This is a genomic window from Arthrobacter sp. NPDC080031 (genome assembly GCF_040702485.1).
Taxonomy (GTDB): Bacteria; Actinomycetota; Actinomycetes; order Actinomycetales; family Micrococcaceae; genus Arthrobacter.
Genome location: NZ_JBFBLA010000030.1, coordinates 44,316 through 60,514 on the forward strand (window position 1 = coordinate 44,316; position 16,199 = coordinate 60,514).

Consider the following 16,199-nt stretch of genomic DNA (forward strand, 5'->3'; position numbering starts at 1 on the left):
ACGGCCCTTTCGTCAGCCCAAGTTGACGCGCCCGTTGCCATCAGCCGGAACGACGGTCTGGGCTAGAAACCAATTACCTCAAATCTGGCAAGAACACCCGGGGCCGCAGGAGCCGGTGACAGCGGTGGGCGCATTAAACAATCGAGCAACGAAAAGCTGGAGCCATGGAAAACCTAATTGACCTCGAAATTGCAGTCATCGTGACCGCCCGCGCCAACATGGAACGGCAGCTCGATGACGCCACGGCCATCGCCAAGGCATGGGCAATGGAGGAACGGTGTCGGGGCATTCTGGTCACGCGACATGACCGTCACTCCTTCACTGTGGCACTCAGTGATGCGGTGCCCGCGGCCGCAGGACGCGCACCACGATCCCGGGCAAGGACGGCCGGAGGGCCCGGGATCTGCTGAACCGGGACTTTCCATGTCCCCGTTCCGAGCCATCCCTGGGTGACGGATTTCACCTGTGTTCCGGTCTGGTCCGGGTTCGTCTACGTCGCCTTGGTCATTGACCTGTACTCGCGGGCCATCGTGGGCTGGGAGACCTCCACGGCGAAGGACACTGCCTTCGTGGAACACTGCCTGCGCATGGCGCTCTGGCGCCGCCGACACACCAGCAGCCCGTGCCCCCGGGGCTGATTCATCACTCCGATGCCGGGAGCCAGGACAGATTCAACCGGTCGTCGCAACACCTCGATTCCGGAGGTAGTTATGGGCAGACCGGCTGGCTGGATGAAGACGTTGACGGGCAGGCCTGTGATGAAATCCCCCCGGAAGCCTTCATTACGGCGGGACACCGAGCGGGTGTTCTGGCGTGGGATTGCGACGGGGTGTGCGAGCGAAGCGGCGGCGACATTCGCTGGCGTGTCACAGGCGGCTGGAACGCGCTGGTTCCGGGATCGTGGCGTGGTCGACAGGTGCGCATGGCCCAGCACCCACTGAACATCCGTCAACGTCATCTGCGGGTCCCGCGCCATCCGATACGCGGCGGTATGGCGAAGATCGTGCAGTGACCAGTTCGCCCCTAGCGCAGTGTTCGCACGGGTGAACATGGCCCGTGCCGCGTCGTATCCCAACGCCCGGAACGGACGGCGCAGCGTCCACCACAGCGGCTCGTCCCGGCCAGTCGTGCCAGGTCCTCCAGCTGGGCTTGGTAGAGCCGCAGCCAGACGAACGCGTCCGGTGCGGCCGGCAGCGGTTGCATCACCCGGGTTCCCTTGCCCATCACCGTGATCAGCTGTTGGCCCGGATCGACATCACCGGCCGTGGCGCCCAGCAGTTCACTGGCCCGTGCGCCGGTCGAGACCCAGAACGCCACGAGTGCCCGGTCGCGGTGCGAGCCCAACTGCGCGAACAGCTCATCGAACTGAATCGTCCGGGATGCTGCGCGGCGCGCGCGTCACGAGCTTCGGCCGATACCGGCCACGAGGTTCGCGGCCGAGCGGCTCCATCGGACTGCGGTGCGCTCCCGCACGGCCGGCACGGGCGTGCCGTGCCAGCGGGAACGGGTTGAGCATCGGCCCGGTGCCGGCTTCCAGATGGAAATCATAGAAGCCGCGCAGCACGCTCTCGCAATGCGCCACCGTCGCAGGCTCGTACCGATCGCCACCAGACGGCTTGCCGGTCACCTCGTTCACCCTGGCCACCGCCGGGTCTCCGCCCGATCCGGGGGAACCACCAGCCGGATAGCGCCAATGCGCCCGCGTGGGCTTGGCCGCGACCTGCAGCCACCGGATAAAATCGCGTGCCTCAACCCGTGTCGCCTGATTCCAACCCAACCCGAGCGCCCACAGGAAGCGGAACCAACGCAACAGATCCATCCCATACGACCGCTGCGTCGTCGCCGGGCGCCCGGAGGCCATCAACTCGGCGAAGAACGCCGCGGCCGGCGCGACCGTCGAGCCCCGGCCATCCAACAGCCGATACGGCACGAACAGATCCTCCGTCGCCTCGAGGGACCCGACCAACGGCACCACCAGGCAGGACAGATCCCGCGGCACATCCTCGTTGTTAATCACGACGCGAGCCTAGCCACAGGCCAAGGACGCTTCGCGTATTCCTTACAAAACCCCTGCCGCTAGTTCGGTCAACAGGTCGGTCTTCGCCTCCCCGGGATGCAGGTCCGCGATCCGGCGCATGGCCAGCCCGGGCAGGTAGCCGACCATGATGCCCTCGGACTGGGCCACGGCGACCGGCAGGGCGCCGATGGTCGAGGGCTGGTCCACCACCATCAGGACCCGCCCTTTGCCGGCGACGGAGGCGGTGATGGCCCGGAGTTTTGCCTCGTCCTGGGGCAGGGCCCGGTCGAGGAGCTTCCTCCCGGCCCGGTTGATGGCGACCACATGGTGGTTGCTTTTGCCGACGTCGACACCGATGAAGATGTCGACGTGTTCATGGTCTTTGATCAACGCAAACCTCCCAGAATTTGTGTCCTCTAATTCTGTTGGCTTGTCCTGCGGCGGCAAGGCCCGGCATCCACGTTACGGCTGACCTATGCGATTCTTGATGGCGCTGGTCCGGTCCCCATTAGCGATCCCTTGGCGCCTATCGAATCCCGGTGACAACACCCCCGGATCATCAATGACTGGGGCACTAATCATGCCGGGACTGACAGGCCAACTACCCCAATCATCACTCGATCAAGGGGCCATGAAAAAGGTAACGGGGGGGAGGGGGAGCCCCGCATCTGGTGCCCAAACCGCCACAAGCTGAACTACATCGAATCCGGGCCCCGCTTTCTCTGCCGCTCTGAGGACTGTCTCGAAATCTTGGTATTTTGAATCCGATGCCATGCAGGACAAGGCAGCCTGGGGATATGAGAGCGAACGATGAGGTCATTTGGCGCTGCCCCCAAATTCGGTGAGAGATCGGGGGTCTTCTCCCCCTGATCGACCGGCTAACGACTATGACTTCTTGCCAGACGCGCATGCCGAACCTCACGGTCGCAAGAACTTATGGCAGTCATAATGACGACGTGATCATGTTCGTGAAAGTCCTCCAGAACATCCTCTTTGTTGGCGGCTTTATCGCCATCTGTGCCCTCGCTACAGTGATCAGCGCTTTCGGCAGCCGGAGCTGGGACTAAGTGTCCTAATCGTTGCCTCGGCCCTGGTTTTGATGCTGGCGGTCGCTACAGGCATCGTGAACACGCGCCATAAGCGTGCCGTCAAAGCAGCGCAAAAGGCTCAGGCGTCCCGCGCAACCAGTCCGGCTACGACGTTCAGTGGAGAGCAGCAATGCGTCATCGGACGCGACGGTACGGTGTCCATCATTGAAGTCATTGGTGAGGAGACCCCGAGGTGGGCAGCGACAAGGTCTGTCACGCCGGACAAGACAAACAGCCGATCCACCTACACGTTTGAACCGACGTCAACAGGATGCACTATAACAATGGGGATCGTCATGGAACTGCCGGCAGGCTTCAAATTTACCGAAGACCCCGAGCACTGGTGGGAGTCCCGCGCACGCACACATCTGAAGCGAGACAAGGATGTCCTCTCCGTCCGAGAGAGATGACCTTCTCCGAGGCTGCGCTCGAACCGGCACGACCGTATTTGTGTCAACGCGCCGAGGCGGTGTAGGGGAGTGAGCTGAAAAACAACTCACTGGACAAAAAGTTCTAAAGGCTCAGCCGCAGGCATGCGGCATCGGAGATCGTCAACCATGAAGAACCAGCTGCGGACTGCTGAAATCCTTCTGGCGGACAGGAGGAAGTAGCGGCTGTGCGGGGTTTCGGACGCGGAGCGGTCGCGCGTTACTGGGGGGACCCCATTGCAACCGACTCACCTTTAACTCACCTTAATCAGCGGCAACCAATGACAATTCATCACCCATCGTTGCCTGCAAAAACCCCGAGAATCCGGGCGAGAAACCTGGGATTCAGGGCGCACATAGGCCCTTGGTGCTAAAGCTCTTACCAAAGCAGACACTGATTCCATGAAACGAGCGGCTGGCAGCTTCCCCACAGGCGTGGTCGTCGCTGCAGCCAACACCCCAACAGGACCTGCGGGACTTACCCTGCAGTCTTTCGTCTCGCTATCGCTGGACCCACCACTGATCCAACTCTCGGTAGCAAAAACTTCCGGCAGCTGGCAAGCCATCAGAGATGCCGGAAGCTTCTCTCTCAGTATCCTTGCGGCCAATCAATCCGCCATCGCCCTCCAATTCGCGCAGAGAAACTGCGACAAGTTCCATGGCATGCTGCTCAAACCCGCACCGGTAACAGGGAACCCTCAACTCGCCGAAGCGGTGGCCTGGTTCGATTGCGAGATCGAGGCCGTGTACCCGGGGGGGGGGGGGGAGACCACGACATCGTTGTGGGCAAGGTCCTGGACGCAAGAACTCCGACTCACCTCGCGATCCCCTGGTCTTCCACCAATCACATTTCACCAGACTCTCCACACCCACCCGCCGGACACTAATCGCCGCCTGAAGCGGGCTGGCGAGAGCGAGTAACGGCGTGGCCCGCTGACAGGTCACGTCCCCACTTACACCGCCACGCGGCGCTGAACCAGCAGGGAACCGTCCGCATCGCTGCCAGGCTCTTGATCCCAAGCCATTCAGGTCAACCCACTCCAGCTCATGAAGGAAAGGCAACTCATGCATCACCGTATCGTCTTCGTCGCCAAGAACACCGATATCACCTACCAGGACTTCCACCTCGGATGGCAGATGGTCCATTCGAGGCTACTTACGCCGACCGTTAACCTGCGCGGCTACGTGCAGAACCGGCCCGTCGCCGCGCAGTGGGGACGCGGTCTGTACGACGGCGTCGCCGAGCTTTGGTACGACTCGGCCACGCTCGAGCAAGAGGCCTTCGACAGTCATCAGAGCAAGGTAATCCGGGAGCACGAGCACTCCTTCATGTCTGGAGAGAAGGCCTTTTCCGCGCTGGTCGAAGAGACCGTCCTGGTACCCGGCCGGCAGACCGGCAGCCGGATCCTCGCATTCGGCGCCGACCCCTCGCAGGTCCCCGAATGGGCCGTCGCAGCGACCCTGCTGAAGCTCGACGCGGCGGAGCCCCATACCGGTGCGGACTCGGTGCTGAGCGTGTGGACAGCCAGCGAGCCCGATGCCTTCGCTGTCAAGGACGCACTGGGCGGCGAATCCCTGGTCGTGTCACCGGCTCCGATTGTCACCCCGCCCCTCTGGCCGTGGGACGGCTCTCAACCCCCCGCCATTCATCGGCTGGACTCGCTGGGGCCAAGAAAGGGCCCAAACGTATGAATTTGTCATTGTCGCCGTTGGCAAAGCATGGAAGGAACGTTGGGAGGGCACGAATTCCTCGCACATGGGTGCCGGCGCAGTCGCGGAAGCCGAGACCGGGATCTCCTAGCGGAGAGGCAACTGTGCTTCGCCTTGAGCGACGCCTCCAGGAGGGTGATTAGCGACTACAAGCCGGTATCGGAGCGTCTTGGGCTCACGCGCATCCGCAGTATCTGGTGATGCTGGCGCTTTGGGAAAATACCCCCCGCTCTCTGCGGGAGATCAGCGACGAACTGGACCTTGAACCGACCACGATCTCCCCGCTGTTTCGCCGGCTTGAGTCGTCGGGCCTATTACACGCCGCAGGCAGCGGGAAACGAATGATCCCTCGCTGCTGAGCTCACGGCTGCAGGTTCTGCGCTTCGGAGCCAAGCACTTTCCATGCAGCCAGAAACCATGATGCAAGCTCGGGCTCGAGCGCGAGCAGGTGAACGAGCTGGACGAGGCCATGCTGCGGCTGAGCACGGCGACGAAGACTGCAGATTCCCACCCCAATGCATTCTAAAATGAACTACCAGGGGTGGGTAATGGTAGCTTTGATCGCTACCAAAATGCCGTCAGGCGGATACACCGGCGCTCACAAACTGGGGTGGACGTTCGTATCACGGCGTGCACTTTTCCAAAGGTCCGACCGCACCGCTCGATTGGCGAGGTCCCCTGATCACGGCCCCATGGCCCGGGTCAAATGACTTTTGTCGTCACCGCTTCCGACTTCCCATTCAATCCGATTATTTTGCGGAATGTGCTGGAAAATCGTGATTCCGGAAAGTTTGGCGGAACCCATCGAGCCTGCGCGCAATCGTGGAGTAGCAATGGAACAAGCCCTGCAACAAACCTTCGGCCTGTCCGTGATCGACACGCCGCCACGGCACCAACCAATGCTTGCGGATGCAGCAATTGCATGGGCCGTACCACTCTCCCCCAGCGCCCTTACAAGCCTGATCGCACGGCTCGAAGGGGGGGCTGGCGACGACTACCAGGGATCCATACCACATCACTCCCGCGGTATACGGCGCGTTGGTAGATACGAACTCCTTGGCGCCGTCCTATTGTTCAATCCCCGGAGACAGAAGCGTACAAACTGTCTAAAGTAGGAGGATGGTCGCTGCACCCAACATGCTAGACCCGTTGGATGTACTCCTTCGAGGTCCTGATTCCCGCGCATTGCGTCTGGGTCTTGTGGCACCACTTTCGGGTGGGATGGGGATGATCGGGCCGACTGTGATTGAGGCGAGTCGTCTTGCGGCGAGTGAGATCAATAGTCGATCATCCGAGCGGCCCGTGGAATTGGTCTTGGTTGATTCGGGAGGTCAGCCAGAATCGGTTGCGTCGATGCTCGGCGACCTCATCGCGGAGAATGCCGTCTCAGCCTTCGTGGGTCTTCATACCAGTTACACCTTGGAAGCAATTGAGCGCTCCCTCGGCTCCAAAGTGCCCTATATAGTGACAGCTGGGCACGAAGCAGTAAACCGGCTCCCCGGTTTCTACTGCGCCGGTGAGACCCCCCTGCAATCAACAGCAGGCATAGCTTGGCTGATGCGCGAGCGAAATATTGATACATGGGCTGTCATTAACACGGACTACGTCTATCCGCGTGTGGCCCGGACAGTGCAGTGCGCAGCTATTCAGGCTTCGGGTGGTTCGGTCGTTTTTGACATCACAGTGCCTCAGGGAACGGTACCGGCACATGTAGCTACCTTGGTTCAAGGCGTCTGCACGTCTGGGGCCCGCGGTGTGCTGCTGAACATGGAACCCCGAGACGTAGTTACAGTACTCAGAGCGCTTCGTTCCCGACGGCTCGATAACAAAATTGTCAGGTTCGCGCCTGGCACTATAGAAGAGAACGCCCTCTACGCCATCGGGGGCGATAGCAGCGGTAACTTGTTCGCGTCAATGCATCATTTTGATGCGCATAGAGAGGGAGCTCGCGAGGAACTCGCCGAGCGTTACCGGAAAGCCTTCACTGCGGATGCCCCGACGCTTACAAGCTGGGGGGAGCGTTCGTACCACGCTGTACACATCCTTTCGCGACTCGATGCCGAGGGCCTTCTCGTTCCGGCATCGTTGGGCACACCTAACGGCCAGCCTTATATGCATGAATCAATCGCAGGACTACCCGCTGGTGCTGGGCAACTTGCAGTTGCCAACGGGCTGAAGTTTGAGATCGTGATGCCGTGAGCGGTGGGCGCATGTCTCCGCCCGCTGCCGCAATTTGAGTTCGGGTCCCCAGTCGGGCCGGCGTCCTCTCGGGGTGCGGTTGCAAGCGACTACTCGAATCCGAGCCGCAAGTTAACACTCCGAGTCCTTCCATGAAATATCCGGGAAACATCAGTCAGCTATTTTCATTTGGAAATAAATCTGCTTGAGTGTATCCAGACACGCACAGCATCGTGCAGGCCGCCCACCGGTTGCCTGCACGCCCAGAGGGAAGCCGCCGAACACCTAAGGGAAACCCCAAAGGGAAATAGCTTCCATCCAGAAACACTCGAGGTACCGGAACTGGTTCGGGTACTTCGAGCCCAAGGCTAAGGACCTTCAATGGTATTGAGTAGGACTGCAGGCTTGCGGCAACGGTTTGCCGCAACAGTGATATCCGTTGGCCTCGTCACCGCTCTTGCGGCATGCAGCGGATCTTCGACCTCATCGACGGATATCAACGCCACGCCCAGAAAGGGTGGCACGCTTAGCGTTTCGATGCCAGGCGGCTCAACGGACAGCTTGGACCCAAACATCAACAAAGGCAACGCCATCGATACGATGCGCAGCGAGCAGCTCTTCGATAACCTTACTAAGCTCGACCAGGATCAAAAGCTGGTTTACTCGCTCGCCGAATCCATGGAACCGAATGCAGATGCAACGGAATGGACAATCCACCTTCGTAAGGGCGTCAAATTCCACGACGGATCAGATTTCGGTGCGGACGACGTTATTTACACGATCAACCGCATCATCAGTCCTACCTCCACCGCGAACGGCAAGTCCCTTCTATCCTTTATCGACCCAGCTAAGCTTACGGCTGTTGACGACCATACAGTCCGCGTAGGCCTGAAGCGTCCCTACGGCCCGTTCACCGAGATTTGGTCGAACAAGTACCTCCGCATGGTCCCCACCGACTTCAATCCCAAACAACCGGTAGGAACTGGCCCGTTCAAGTATCAGTCCTTCAGCGCCGGTGCGTCATCAACCTTCGCTCGGAACGACAACTACTGGGACGGTACTGCGCAAATTGACACCTTGAAGGTCACAGACTTCCCCGACAACGACGCCGCCGTAAACGCCTTGCGTGGTGGTCAAGTAGACATTGCCTACACCGTTCCGTTGGCGCAGATCGAATCGCTGAAGAGTACACCCGGGATCAAGATTCTTGACAGTGAGACCGTCCAATACCTTCCGATTGTAATGAACAGCAGCGTCGCCCCATTCAATGACCCCCGCGTGCGCAAGGCCTTCATGCTTATCGCAGACCGCAATCAGCTCGTCCAAAATGCATTGGGAGGTCACGGGGTGATTGGAAATGACTGGGTGGGCCGTTACTCAGCCTGCGGGCTTCCTGATGTTCCCCAGCGCACACAGGACATCGCTGAAGCAAAGAAACTCCTGGCCGACGCCGGGCAATCTAACTTGTCGGTGACTCTAAGCACGGCCAACGCAACGTCAGGGATGCTCGAGGCCGCTCAGATTTTCGCCGAACAAGCCAAAAAAGCGGATATCACGGTGAACGTAAAAACGTTGGACATATCCACATGGACCGAGGGCTTCGGCACATTTCCCCTCACGATCGACTATTGGTCTGACAACTACCTCCAGCTGGCCACAAGGACCCTCCTGCCTGGAGGCTCGGGCTGGGAGACGCATTGGGACAACGCTCAATTTCAGAGCCTGGCCGCCCAAGCGCTTGCAACATCAGATGCGGGCAAACGCTGCGAGCTCCAGAAGCAAATGCGCGAAGTTGAGTACAACGAGGGATCGAACATCGTTTGGGGGTTCGCGAATGTCGTCAACGCATACTCTGACCGGGTTCACGGGCTCAAGCCTGATAAGACCGGTAAGGCAGTCAACCGCCTGAAAGACGTTTGGATCAGTCAGTGACTCTCCCCCTCGAACGCCTGACTTCCCAAGATTTTGGCCGGCGAGATAACCGGGCCCGAAGCTTCGGGCGATGGCTCCTGCTTCGGGCCCTTATGGGAATCACGACCCTGGCAATCGTCTCAGTTCTTGTTTTTACAGCAACCCAGGCCTTGCCGGGAGATGTGGCCCGGCTCATTCTTGGTCCAGACGCGACAACTGACCAGCTTCTGCAACTGCGCAGTAACCTGCACCTTGACGACCCGGTTGTCGATCAGTACCTGGGGTGGGCAGGCGGTCTGCTGCGCGGAGATCTCGGGGTGTCGCTGGCGAGTGGCGCGCCGGTCTTGCAGGAAATCACTCCCCGGCTCCTGAACTCACTATTCCTGGTGGGCGCCAGCATGATCATTTCCGTTCCACTCTCCATCGTTCTTGGGGTGTTTACCGCTGTCCAGCGTGACGGAATAGCCGATCGATTTCTCTTACAGTTTTCGATGATTGCCAATGCCATCCCTGATTTCGTGCTGGGACTCCTGCTTGTGGTCTTGTTCGGTACAACGGTGTTCCATCTGTTTCCGCCGGTCGCGCTTATCCCCCTCGGGGAAGGGCCGCTGGCACACCTTGACAGGATGGTACTCCCGGTTATGACCATCGTGATCATGTGCACGACGTATCTGTACCGCCTCGTGAGGTCCAGTTTCATCGACGTCCTGGGCAGCGAATTCATACAGATGGCTGAACTCAGAGGACTCGGAAAATTGCGCATCCTGTTCCTGCACGCGCTACCAAATGCGACCGGGGCTCTCATACAGGCCTCGTCCATCTCCGTGGCTGTGATTTTAGGCGGACTAGTCGTCATTGAAAACGTCTTCAACTACAACGGCATCGGGATGCTGCTCTCCAATGCCATCCAGACTCACGACCTACCCCTGATGCAGGGAGTAATCCTGCTCATTGCGACAGCTTTCTTTGTGTGTAATTTTGTCGCAGACATCCTCGCAGGTGAGCGTTCAGGGAGCGAGGCCTGATATGGACAAGTTGGATAAATTCACCGTAGATGTACCGTCCCGACGGCACTCCCGTAATTTGGCCGTGCGCGTCCTCCGCTCGCCCCGTACACGTATAGGCATGATCATGATGGGTATCGTGATTGCCGTGGCAGTGGTCGGCCCCTGGTTCGCCCCACATGACCCCACCGCAATAATCAGGGCGCCCTTTGCTCCTCCAGGAGGAGAGACCCCTCTCGGTACGGACTACCTGGGGCACGACGTCCTCTCGCGATTTCTTTTTGGGGGCAGGAACCTCATTGTCATGTCGATCTGTGCTGCTCTGATCGGAACCGCCCTAGGGGCTGCAGTTGGACTGTTCGCAGCCTACACAGGTTCATGGGGAGACATGATCACCATGCGGATCATGGACGTATTCCTTTCCTTCCCTACCGTAATCTTCGCCCTGCTGTTCATATCGATGTTCGGAACCAGCGAGGTGTTACTCGTATCGGTCGTGGCCATAGCGCACGTGCCGAGCGCCGCACGGGTCATTCGAGGAAGTGCACTTGGAATTGTTAGGAGTGAGTACGTGCTTTGGGCGCGAAGCGTTGGCCTTCCGACGAGGAAGATCGTGATGGGCGAAATTCTTCCCAACGTGGTCTCCCCGCTCATGGTGGAAGTAGGCCTGCGCTTGATGTGGTCCGTCGGAACATTTGCCGCGCTGAGCTTCCTTGGATACGGAGTCCAGCCGCCGGCGTCTGATTGGGGCCTCATGATTAACCAGAACCGAAGCGGCCTTAGTGTGCAGGCAATGTCCGTTATCCCTCCAATCCTGGCGATAGCGGTTTTCACGATCGGAGGCAACCTTTTTGCCGAAGGCGTCGCTCGCGTGGTGGGGCGAACAGAGGAGAGGTCCGCCTAATGTCGACAATTTCGATGCGAAACCTACACGTAGTCGCAACCGCGACAAGACAGCCGATTCTTCACGGAATTGATCTTGAGCTCGAGCCGGGGCGTGTGCTCGGAATAGTCGGAGAGTCCGGGTCAGGAAAGAGCACCCTGGGACTCGCGCTACTCGGATATTCACGACCCGGCACGGCCATCACAAAGGGTTCCGTGATGGTAGATGAACTTGACATGCTCACACTCCCACCTGAGGACCTGCGCCAAGCACGAGGTGCAAGAGTGGCATACGTTCCGCAGGACCCAGGCACGGCGCTGAACCCAAAGCTCAGTCTCCGGACCCAACTAAAAGAGGGGATGCCCGGACCCGAACCCCTGCAAGCGATACGGTCCATCCTCCGTGACGTCGGTCTGCCCGACGACGACGAATTTCTCGGCCGGAAACCCCGCGAGCTCTCCGGAGGCCAGCAGCAGCGCATCGGCATTGCCATGGCTGTTGCACCACGCCCGAAGGCCGTCGTCTTGGATGAGCCAACGACAGGACTGGATGTTACAACGCAACGCCGCGTCCTGGACCTGGTTACAAGCCTGACAAAAGCACACGGCATATCTGCGATTTACATCAGCCACGATCTGGCGGTGGTCGCGCACGTAGCTGATGACGTCGCCGTCATGAAGGACGGTCTGATTGTGGAAAGCGGGCCTGCGCAGCAGGTTCTCACCTCACCGGCGCACGAGTACACGAAAACGCTTATCGCCGCCTCTCCGACATTACGCAGCCATCTGGAAAGAGTTCAAAGTGAGCCCGCGAGTGAAGCCCCCGTGTTCACGGTCAGTGATTTGCGCGCCAGCTATGGTCAGCATGAAGTTCTGCACGGAATTGATTTCGAACTGCGCCCAGGCGAATGCGTAGCAGTCGTCGGGGAGTCGGGTTCCGGCAAATCAACGATGTCCCGCTCTCTGATCGGACTGCATGCACAAACGTCCGGGTCAATAACTCTGGGAGGACGGCCGCTTTCGACGTACGCGCGCAGACGGTCGAGGAGCGACCAGCGCAGGGTGCAGTACATTTTCCAGAATCCATACGCTTCTCTCCAACCCCGGCGTACCATCGGGGACTCGATTGCTGTCGCTGTTCGGCAATTCGGTATTGCCAGAGGGGAAAAGGCAAGGCAAATCGCAGCTGACGTACTTGAGCGCGTCGAATTGCCGCGTGATTTCGTAGACCGATACCCTGCAGAACTTTCAGGCGGCCAGCGGCAACGCGTTGCAATCGCCCGTGCCCTCGCGACCCAGCCCGAGGTTCTTATATGTGACGAGATCACGTCCGCCCTTGATGTATCGGTCCAGGCAGCGATCCTAAAATTACTGTCTCGCTTACACCAGGAGGGACTCGCCACCGTCTTCATTACGCACAATCTGGCTGTCGTGAGCGCCATAGCTGATCGCGTCATAGTCGTTGAAATCGGGACGGTGGTCGAGTCGGGACCGACGCCATTGCTCCTGACTCAACCCCAGGCGCGCTATACCCGGCAACTACTTGAGAACACGCTTGATCTGGATGAAGTCCGATTGGCCGGCCGCCGTTCGGATAGCTAAAGAGCTTAGTGAAGCTGCCCAGTTTCGCTAGCATCGCCAAATCCTTCGGCTGGGCGATGTTCGTGTAATGCCTGCAGAGGGGTCGCAATCTCGGGATGCCAATTTCGGAGTGAGTATTTGTGGTCCGGTCGTGCCCTCGTAGGGGGGGCCAACCTCTGGCGATATCTATCGACCTCAAGGTCCGCCAGGCCTGGAGAGCGGTAATCAAGCAACGATTCCTGGCAGCTAAAAGTTTGCAACAGCAGCCCCACTCAGCCTTAGGTCCAACAAAGTTTAAGTCAAGGAAATGATGTGGCCTCGCGGCCACACGAAAGGAAGAATATGAGCCCGACACGCAATTCAAGAGTTGACCTGATCGGCTTGCCGTACTTTTTCGGCGCTCCGCCGCAGCCGAACGTCTATCAGAACGCGCGGGGACCCCACGTCCTCTTCGCGGATGATGCCATCCCTGCCAGCCTTGCCGAGTACTTCGATGACGTACGGAAGGTCTGGATCGACGACGCCGATGAAGCAGACGAACGTGACCATGGCGGAGACGTAAGGCTATTTCCTCCGGGAGATCAGGCAGTACGTACCCTGGTTCAGAACATGAGGTTGGCGAAAGCAGTCCACGCGAGCGTGAGTGACGGACGTTTTCCTGTAGCAAGCGTTGGTAATTGCATGTATTCGCTCGGGATGATCGGTGGACTTGATGACGCAGATCTGGGAATGATCTGGTTTGACGCCCATTCTGATGCGGCAACACCAGAGACGACCTCCAATGGACTGCTGGACGGGTATCCCGTAAAAACCATCACCGGCGAAATCTTCAAGCGCTACCGCGAACGAATCCCCGGGTTCCACGTAATCCCCGCCGATCGGGTCATTACTGTAGGCGATCACGAGCGGTACTCGAAAAAGGCCCGTGCAGTCGCACCAGGCGGGGAAGCCGTGGGCAGAGTCGTCAGCCCGCCAGAAATTGCCAAAGCCGGATTTACAGCAGCCGTAACGGAAGCCGTTGACGAGCTGGCGGGCAAAGTATCGCGGGTGTTTGTTCACATCGACGTAGACGTGCTCGATGATGATGTCGTCACCGTCAGCCTCCACGGCGCTGTCGGCGGTCTCAGCCCAGAGCAGCTCTTGGAGGCCATCACCATTATTCGTGACCGGGTCGAGATAGCAGGTCTGACAATTGCGTCCTATGACCCAACGCTGGACTCCAACTCACCCGCATTATTGACCGACCTGTTCACAAAAGTGATTGCCGCCGCTGCATGAGGAATGGTCGTTAATGATAAATCACTCAGACATTGCGTTCTTAGAACTTCACGAGTTAGCAGGAGAGATCCGCAAGGGTGCCCTTACCTCGGTGGAAGTAACAACGGCAATGCTTGACCGTATAGAGCATTTCGCGGATCTGCATGCATTTGCCCGAGTTACCCCGGAGGAAGCGCTCGAGGCTGCTGCTCGCGCGGATGCAGCCTTAGCAGCCGGTGGGCCTACCGGGCGGCTGCATGGGGTGCCGATTGCCGTGAAAGACCTTATGCATACGGCCGGGGTCGTGGCGGCTGGGGGAATGTCGATTCATGCTGACTTTGTTCCCGCCAAGGACGCAACAGTAGTACGCGGGCTGCGGGAGGCCGGTGCGGTGCTGTTAGGCAAGCTGACGATGACGGAGGGCGCCTTCACACAACATCATCCCTCTATACCGGCTCCCCGGAACCCATGGAATGAGCAGACCTGGGCGGGCTGCTCATCGAGTGGATCAGGTGTGGCCCTGGCAGCCGGGCTATGTTTCGGAGCGACCGGCTCGGATACTGGCGGATCCATTAGGTTCCCGGCCAGTCAAACAGGCATTACTGGGCTCAAGCCGACCTACGGTCGCGTGAGCAAGTTCGGGGCCTATTCGATGGGGGCCAGCCTGGACCATATCGGCCCAATGGCGCGAAGTGCCAAAGACTGTGCGTACCTTCTGGAAGCGATGGCTGGTCCGGATCCGGCCGATCCTACAACCGCCTTGGCCGCGGTGCCGGCATACAGCCAGATGCTCGACCTCACGGCCCCGCCCCGTATTGGCATCGACTACGTAACGTACGCCCTTTTTGATGCGATCACTCGAAAGATCATTGATGAGACCGTCGCCTGCTTCGTGAGACTCGGCTGGGAGATAATCGAAGTTGAGATTCCAGATCTGGTCGCGGCTGCCGAGGCCTATGGACCGTTGTTGGCCGTCGAGACAGCAACAAGTCATCGCGAGACGTTTCCGGCCCGGGCCAGCGAGTATGGCCCGGAACTGCGTGGCCTTTTAGAGCAGGGACGGGCCGTTGATGTCATTGAGTACCAGACGTGCGTTGAGGAGCGCCTTCGGTTCACCGGGCTCCTGCGTCGGGTTCTTAGTAAGGTAGATGGCCTCTTGTTGCCTGCAATAGGAGTAGCCGCACCCAGTATCTCCACGATTCGTCGCGCTACCGAAGACCCGGCAATTTTCACCGCGATGACTCTCCCTACCGCGCCGTTTGATATGTCCGGAAGCCCCACCCTTACGCTTCCTGCAGGCTTCACAGCCGAAGGATCCCCGGTGGGTGTCCAGCTTGTGGGTGGCGACTTCGATGAGCTGGAGTTGCTGCGCCTGGGGGTAGCTTTTCAACGAGCAACGGACTTCCATCGCCGTCGCCCTATCCTCGCGGAGGCGGCTACTTCCTAACCTGAAAAGATGTCTGTCAGACGCGGGCGAAACGAATATTCTCCAAAGCGTCAAATAGCACCTCTACCCGCCCGGCGAGCATGGCATCTATCCGTGCGAGCCGGGCTTCGCCCTCTCTGGAGAGGTACACCATGGCTTTTCGGCCGTCTACTGGTGAGGGCCGACGAAAGACAAGGGCTGTGTCCACGAGATCGTCAATTAGCCGCGTGGTGGTGGCGTTGGGGAGTGAAAGCTCGGATGCCACTTCGCCCATCAGCAGACCGTGGGATCGGGACAGTAGGCTAAGGATGCGCCAGGAATCTTCCCTAAAGGAATCCTCCGCAAGAACTGCAGCAATTAGCTTGTCCAGACGGCGCGACGCATTGATTGCTTGCTCCAATGTCACCAGTCGTTCGTCACGATGCATGGACAATGCGTCCTCCCTTCAGAAATAAGGCCTCTTGGCTACGGTACACGCATCTGGTCGGGACGGAATAGTGGGCGCCGTCTGCCATCGTTGCAAACTTCCCTCGTTCAAGGCAGTTGGCCTGCGACCCCTCCCATGGGCCAAGCCCTTATCGATGCAGTGATGTATGTCTCGGACCTGCAGCTTGACCTTAACGTCAACGTCAAAGTTTAGGCTGGTGGGTATGAGCGAGTAAAGCACGAACGAATGCTGAATCACGTTCGGTATCACTTTCCTTGGAGGGTTCCATG

At 59.2% G+C, this 16,199-nt stretch carries 14 protein-coding genes and 4 pseudogenes; 13 read left to right on the top strand and 5 right to left on the bottom strand.

Features of this window, described 5'->3' with window-relative positions:
• Window positions 1–164 precede the first annotated feature (164 nt).
• The 3 genes and pseudogenes from AB0323_RS20420 to AB0323_RS20430 all read left to right on the top strand — a co-directional run.
• On the top strand, window positions 165–410 hold the full coding sequence (locus tag AB0323_RS20420; RefSeq protein ID WP_366178963.1) for a hypothetical protein: 246 nt from the start codon (window positions 165–167) through the stop codon (window positions 408–410).
• Window positions 362–664, top strand: a pseudogene (locus AB0323_RS20425) (DDE-type integrase/transposase/recombinase); the annotation flags it as partial. The gene AB0323_RS20420 and the pseudogene AB0323_RS20425, both read left to right, overlap by 49 nt.
• Window positions 665–731: 67 nt before the next feature.
• Window positions 732–905, top strand: a pseudogene (locus AB0323_RS20430) (IS30 family transposase); the annotation flags it as partial.
• A 59-nt stretch (window positions 906–964) separates the two neighbouring features.
• Here AB0323_RS20430 and AB0323_RS20435 read toward each other — a convergent pair.
• The 4 genes and pseudogenes from AB0323_RS20435 to AB0323_RS20450 all read right to left on the bottom strand — a co-directional run.
• A pseudogene (locus AB0323_RS20435) lies at window positions 965–1,051 on the bottom strand (hypothetical protein); the annotation flags it as partial.
• A complete protein-coding gene (locus tag AB0323_RS20440) occupies window positions 1,024–1,344 on the bottom strand; it encodes a hypothetical protein (protein WP_366178964.1) in 321 nt (106 codons plus the stop codon). The pseudogene AB0323_RS20435 and the gene AB0323_RS20440, both read right to left, overlap by 28 nt.
• A 13-nt stretch (window positions 1,345–1,357) precedes the next feature.
• Window positions 1,358–2,017, bottom strand: coding sequence for a hypothetical protein (locus tag AB0323_RS20445; RefSeq protein WP_366178965.1), 660 nt, complete (start codon window positions 2,015–2,017; stop codon window positions 1,358–1,360).
• A gap of 75 nt (window positions 2,018–2,092) precedes the next feature.
• Window positions 2,093–2,474, bottom strand: a pseudogene (locus tag AB0323_RS20450) (transposase); the annotation flags it as partial.
• A gap of 1,461 nt (window positions 2,475–3,935) precedes the next feature.
• Here AB0323_RS20450 and AB0323_RS20455 point away from each other — a divergent pair.
• From AB0323_RS20455 to AB0323_RS20500, 10 genes are all read left to right on the top strand, one after another.
• Window positions 3,936–4,454, top strand: coding sequence for a flavin reductase family protein (locus AB0323_RS20455; RefSeq protein WP_366178966.1), 519 nt, complete (start codon window positions 3,936–3,938; stop codon window positions 4,452–4,454).
• A gap of 144 nt (window positions 4,455–4,598) precedes the next feature.
• Complete coding sequence (locus AB0323_RS20460; protein WP_366178967.1) at window positions 4,599–5,225, top strand: EthD family reductase; 627 nt, start codon at window positions 4,599–4,601, stop codon at window positions 5,223–5,225.
• A 218-nt stretch (window positions 5,226–5,443) separates the two neighbouring features.
• The gene (locus AB0323_RS20465; protein WP_366178968.1) at window positions 5,444–5,602 is read left to right on the top strand and encodes a hypothetical protein; all 159 of its coding nucleotides are present in this window, start codon (window positions 5,444–5,446) and stop codon (window positions 5,600–5,602) included.
• 760 nt (window positions 5,603–6,362) lie between these two features.
• Window positions 6,363–7,442, top strand: a complete 1,080-nt coding sequence (locus AB0323_RS20470; protein WP_366178969.1) for an ABC transporter substrate-binding protein — start codon at window positions 6,363–6,365, stop codon at window positions 7,440–7,442.
• A gap of 360 nt (window positions 7,443–7,802) precedes the next feature.
• Window positions 7,803–9,353, top strand: coding sequence for an ABC transporter substrate-binding protein (locus tag AB0323_RS20475; protein ID WP_366178970.1), 1,551 nt, complete (start codon window positions 7,803–7,805; stop codon window positions 9,351–9,353).
• Window positions 9,350–10,357 (top strand): ABC transporter permease, encoded by a 1,008-nt coding sequence (locus AB0323_RS20480; protein WP_366178971.1) that lies wholly within the window; start codon window positions 9,350–9,352, stop codon window positions 10,355–10,357. The genes AB0323_RS20475 and AB0323_RS20480 overlap by 4 nt, the downstream gene beginning before the upstream one ends.
• A gap of 1 nt (window position 10,358) precedes the next feature.
• Window positions 10,359–11,240, top strand: a complete 882-nt coding sequence (locus AB0323_RS20485; RefSeq protein ID WP_366178972.1) for an ABC transporter permease — start codon at window positions 10,359–10,361, stop codon at window positions 11,238–11,240.
• Window positions 11,241–11,254: 14 nt separating this feature from the next.
• Window positions 11,255–12,820: an ABC transporter ATP-binding protein gene (locus AB0323_RS20490; RefSeq protein ID WP_366178973.1), complete on the top strand. Its 1,566-nt coding sequence runs from the start codon at window positions 11,255–11,257 to the stop codon at window positions 12,818–12,820.
• Window positions 12,821–13,141: 321 nt separating this feature from the next.
• Window positions 13,142–14,077 carry an arginase family protein gene (locus AB0323_RS20495; RefSeq protein ID WP_366178974.1) on the top strand — a complete coding sequence of 312 codons (936 nt, stop codon included), beginning with the start codon at window positions 13,142–13,144 and terminating at the stop codon, window positions 14,075–14,077.
• Between the two features lie 13 nt (window positions 14,078–14,090).
• Window positions 14,091–15,503, top strand: a complete 1,413-nt coding sequence (locus AB0323_RS20500) for an amidase (protein WP_366178975.1) — start codon at window positions 14,091–14,093, stop codon at window positions 15,501–15,503.
• Between the two features lie 16 nt (window positions 15,504–15,519).
• On the opposite strand, the gene AB0323_RS20505 is transcribed toward AB0323_RS20500, so the two are convergent.
• Window positions 15,520–15,909 (bottom strand): MarR family transcriptional regulator, encoded by a 390-nt coding sequence (locus tag AB0323_RS20505; protein ID WP_366178976.1) that lies wholly within the window; start codon window positions 15,907–15,909, stop codon window positions 15,520–15,522.
• Between the last annotated feature and the right edge of the window lie 290 nt (window positions 15,910–16,199).

What these genes read in the sequence shown, in the direction of transcription:
- AB0323_RS20420 (WP_366178963.1), top strand. Translation starts at nt 165, where the DNA reads ATGGAAAACCTAATTGACCTCGAAATTGCAGTCATCGTGACCGCCCGC.
- AB0323_RS20455 (WP_366178966.1), top strand. Translation starts at nt 3,936, where the DNA reads ATGAAACGAGCGGCTGGCAGCTTCCCCACAGGCGTGGTCGTCGCTGCA.
- AB0323_RS20460 (WP_366178967.1), top strand. Translation starts at nt 4,599, where the DNA reads ATGCATCACCGTATCGTCTTCGTCGCCAAGAACACCGATATCACCTAC.
- AB0323_RS20465 (WP_366178968.1), top strand. Translation starts at nt 5,444, where the DNA reads ATGCTGGCGCTTTGGGAAAATACCCCCCGCTCTCTGCGGGAGATCAGC.
- AB0323_RS20470 (WP_366178969.1), top strand. Translation starts at nt 6,363, where the DNA reads ATGGTCGCTGCACCCAACATGCTAGACCCGTTGGATGTACTCCTTCGA.
- AB0323_RS20475 (WP_366178970.1), top strand. Translation starts at nt 7,803, where the DNA reads ATGGTATTGAGTAGGACTGCAGGCTTGCGGCAACGGTTTGCCGCAACA.
- AB0323_RS20485 (WP_366178972.1), top strand. Translation starts at nt 10,359, where the DNA reads ATGGACAAGTTGGATAAATTCACCGTAGATGTACCGTCCCGACGGCAC.
- AB0323_RS20490 (WP_366178973.1), top strand. Translation starts at nt 11,255, where the DNA reads ATGCGAAACCTACACGTAGTCGCAACCGCGACAAGACAGCCGATTCTT.
- AB0323_RS20495 (WP_366178974.1), top strand. Translation starts at nt 13,142, where the DNA reads ATGAGCCCGACACGCAATTCAAGAGTTGACCTGATCGGCTTGCCGTAC.
- AB0323_RS20500 (WP_366178975.1), top strand. Translation starts at nt 14,091, where the DNA reads ATGATAAATCACTCAGACATTGCGTTCTTAGAACTTCACGAGTTAGCA.
- AB0323_RS20505 (WP_366178976.1), bottom strand. Translation starts at nt 15,909, where the DNA reads ATGCATCGTGACGAACGACTGGTGACATTGGAGCAAGCAATCAATGCG.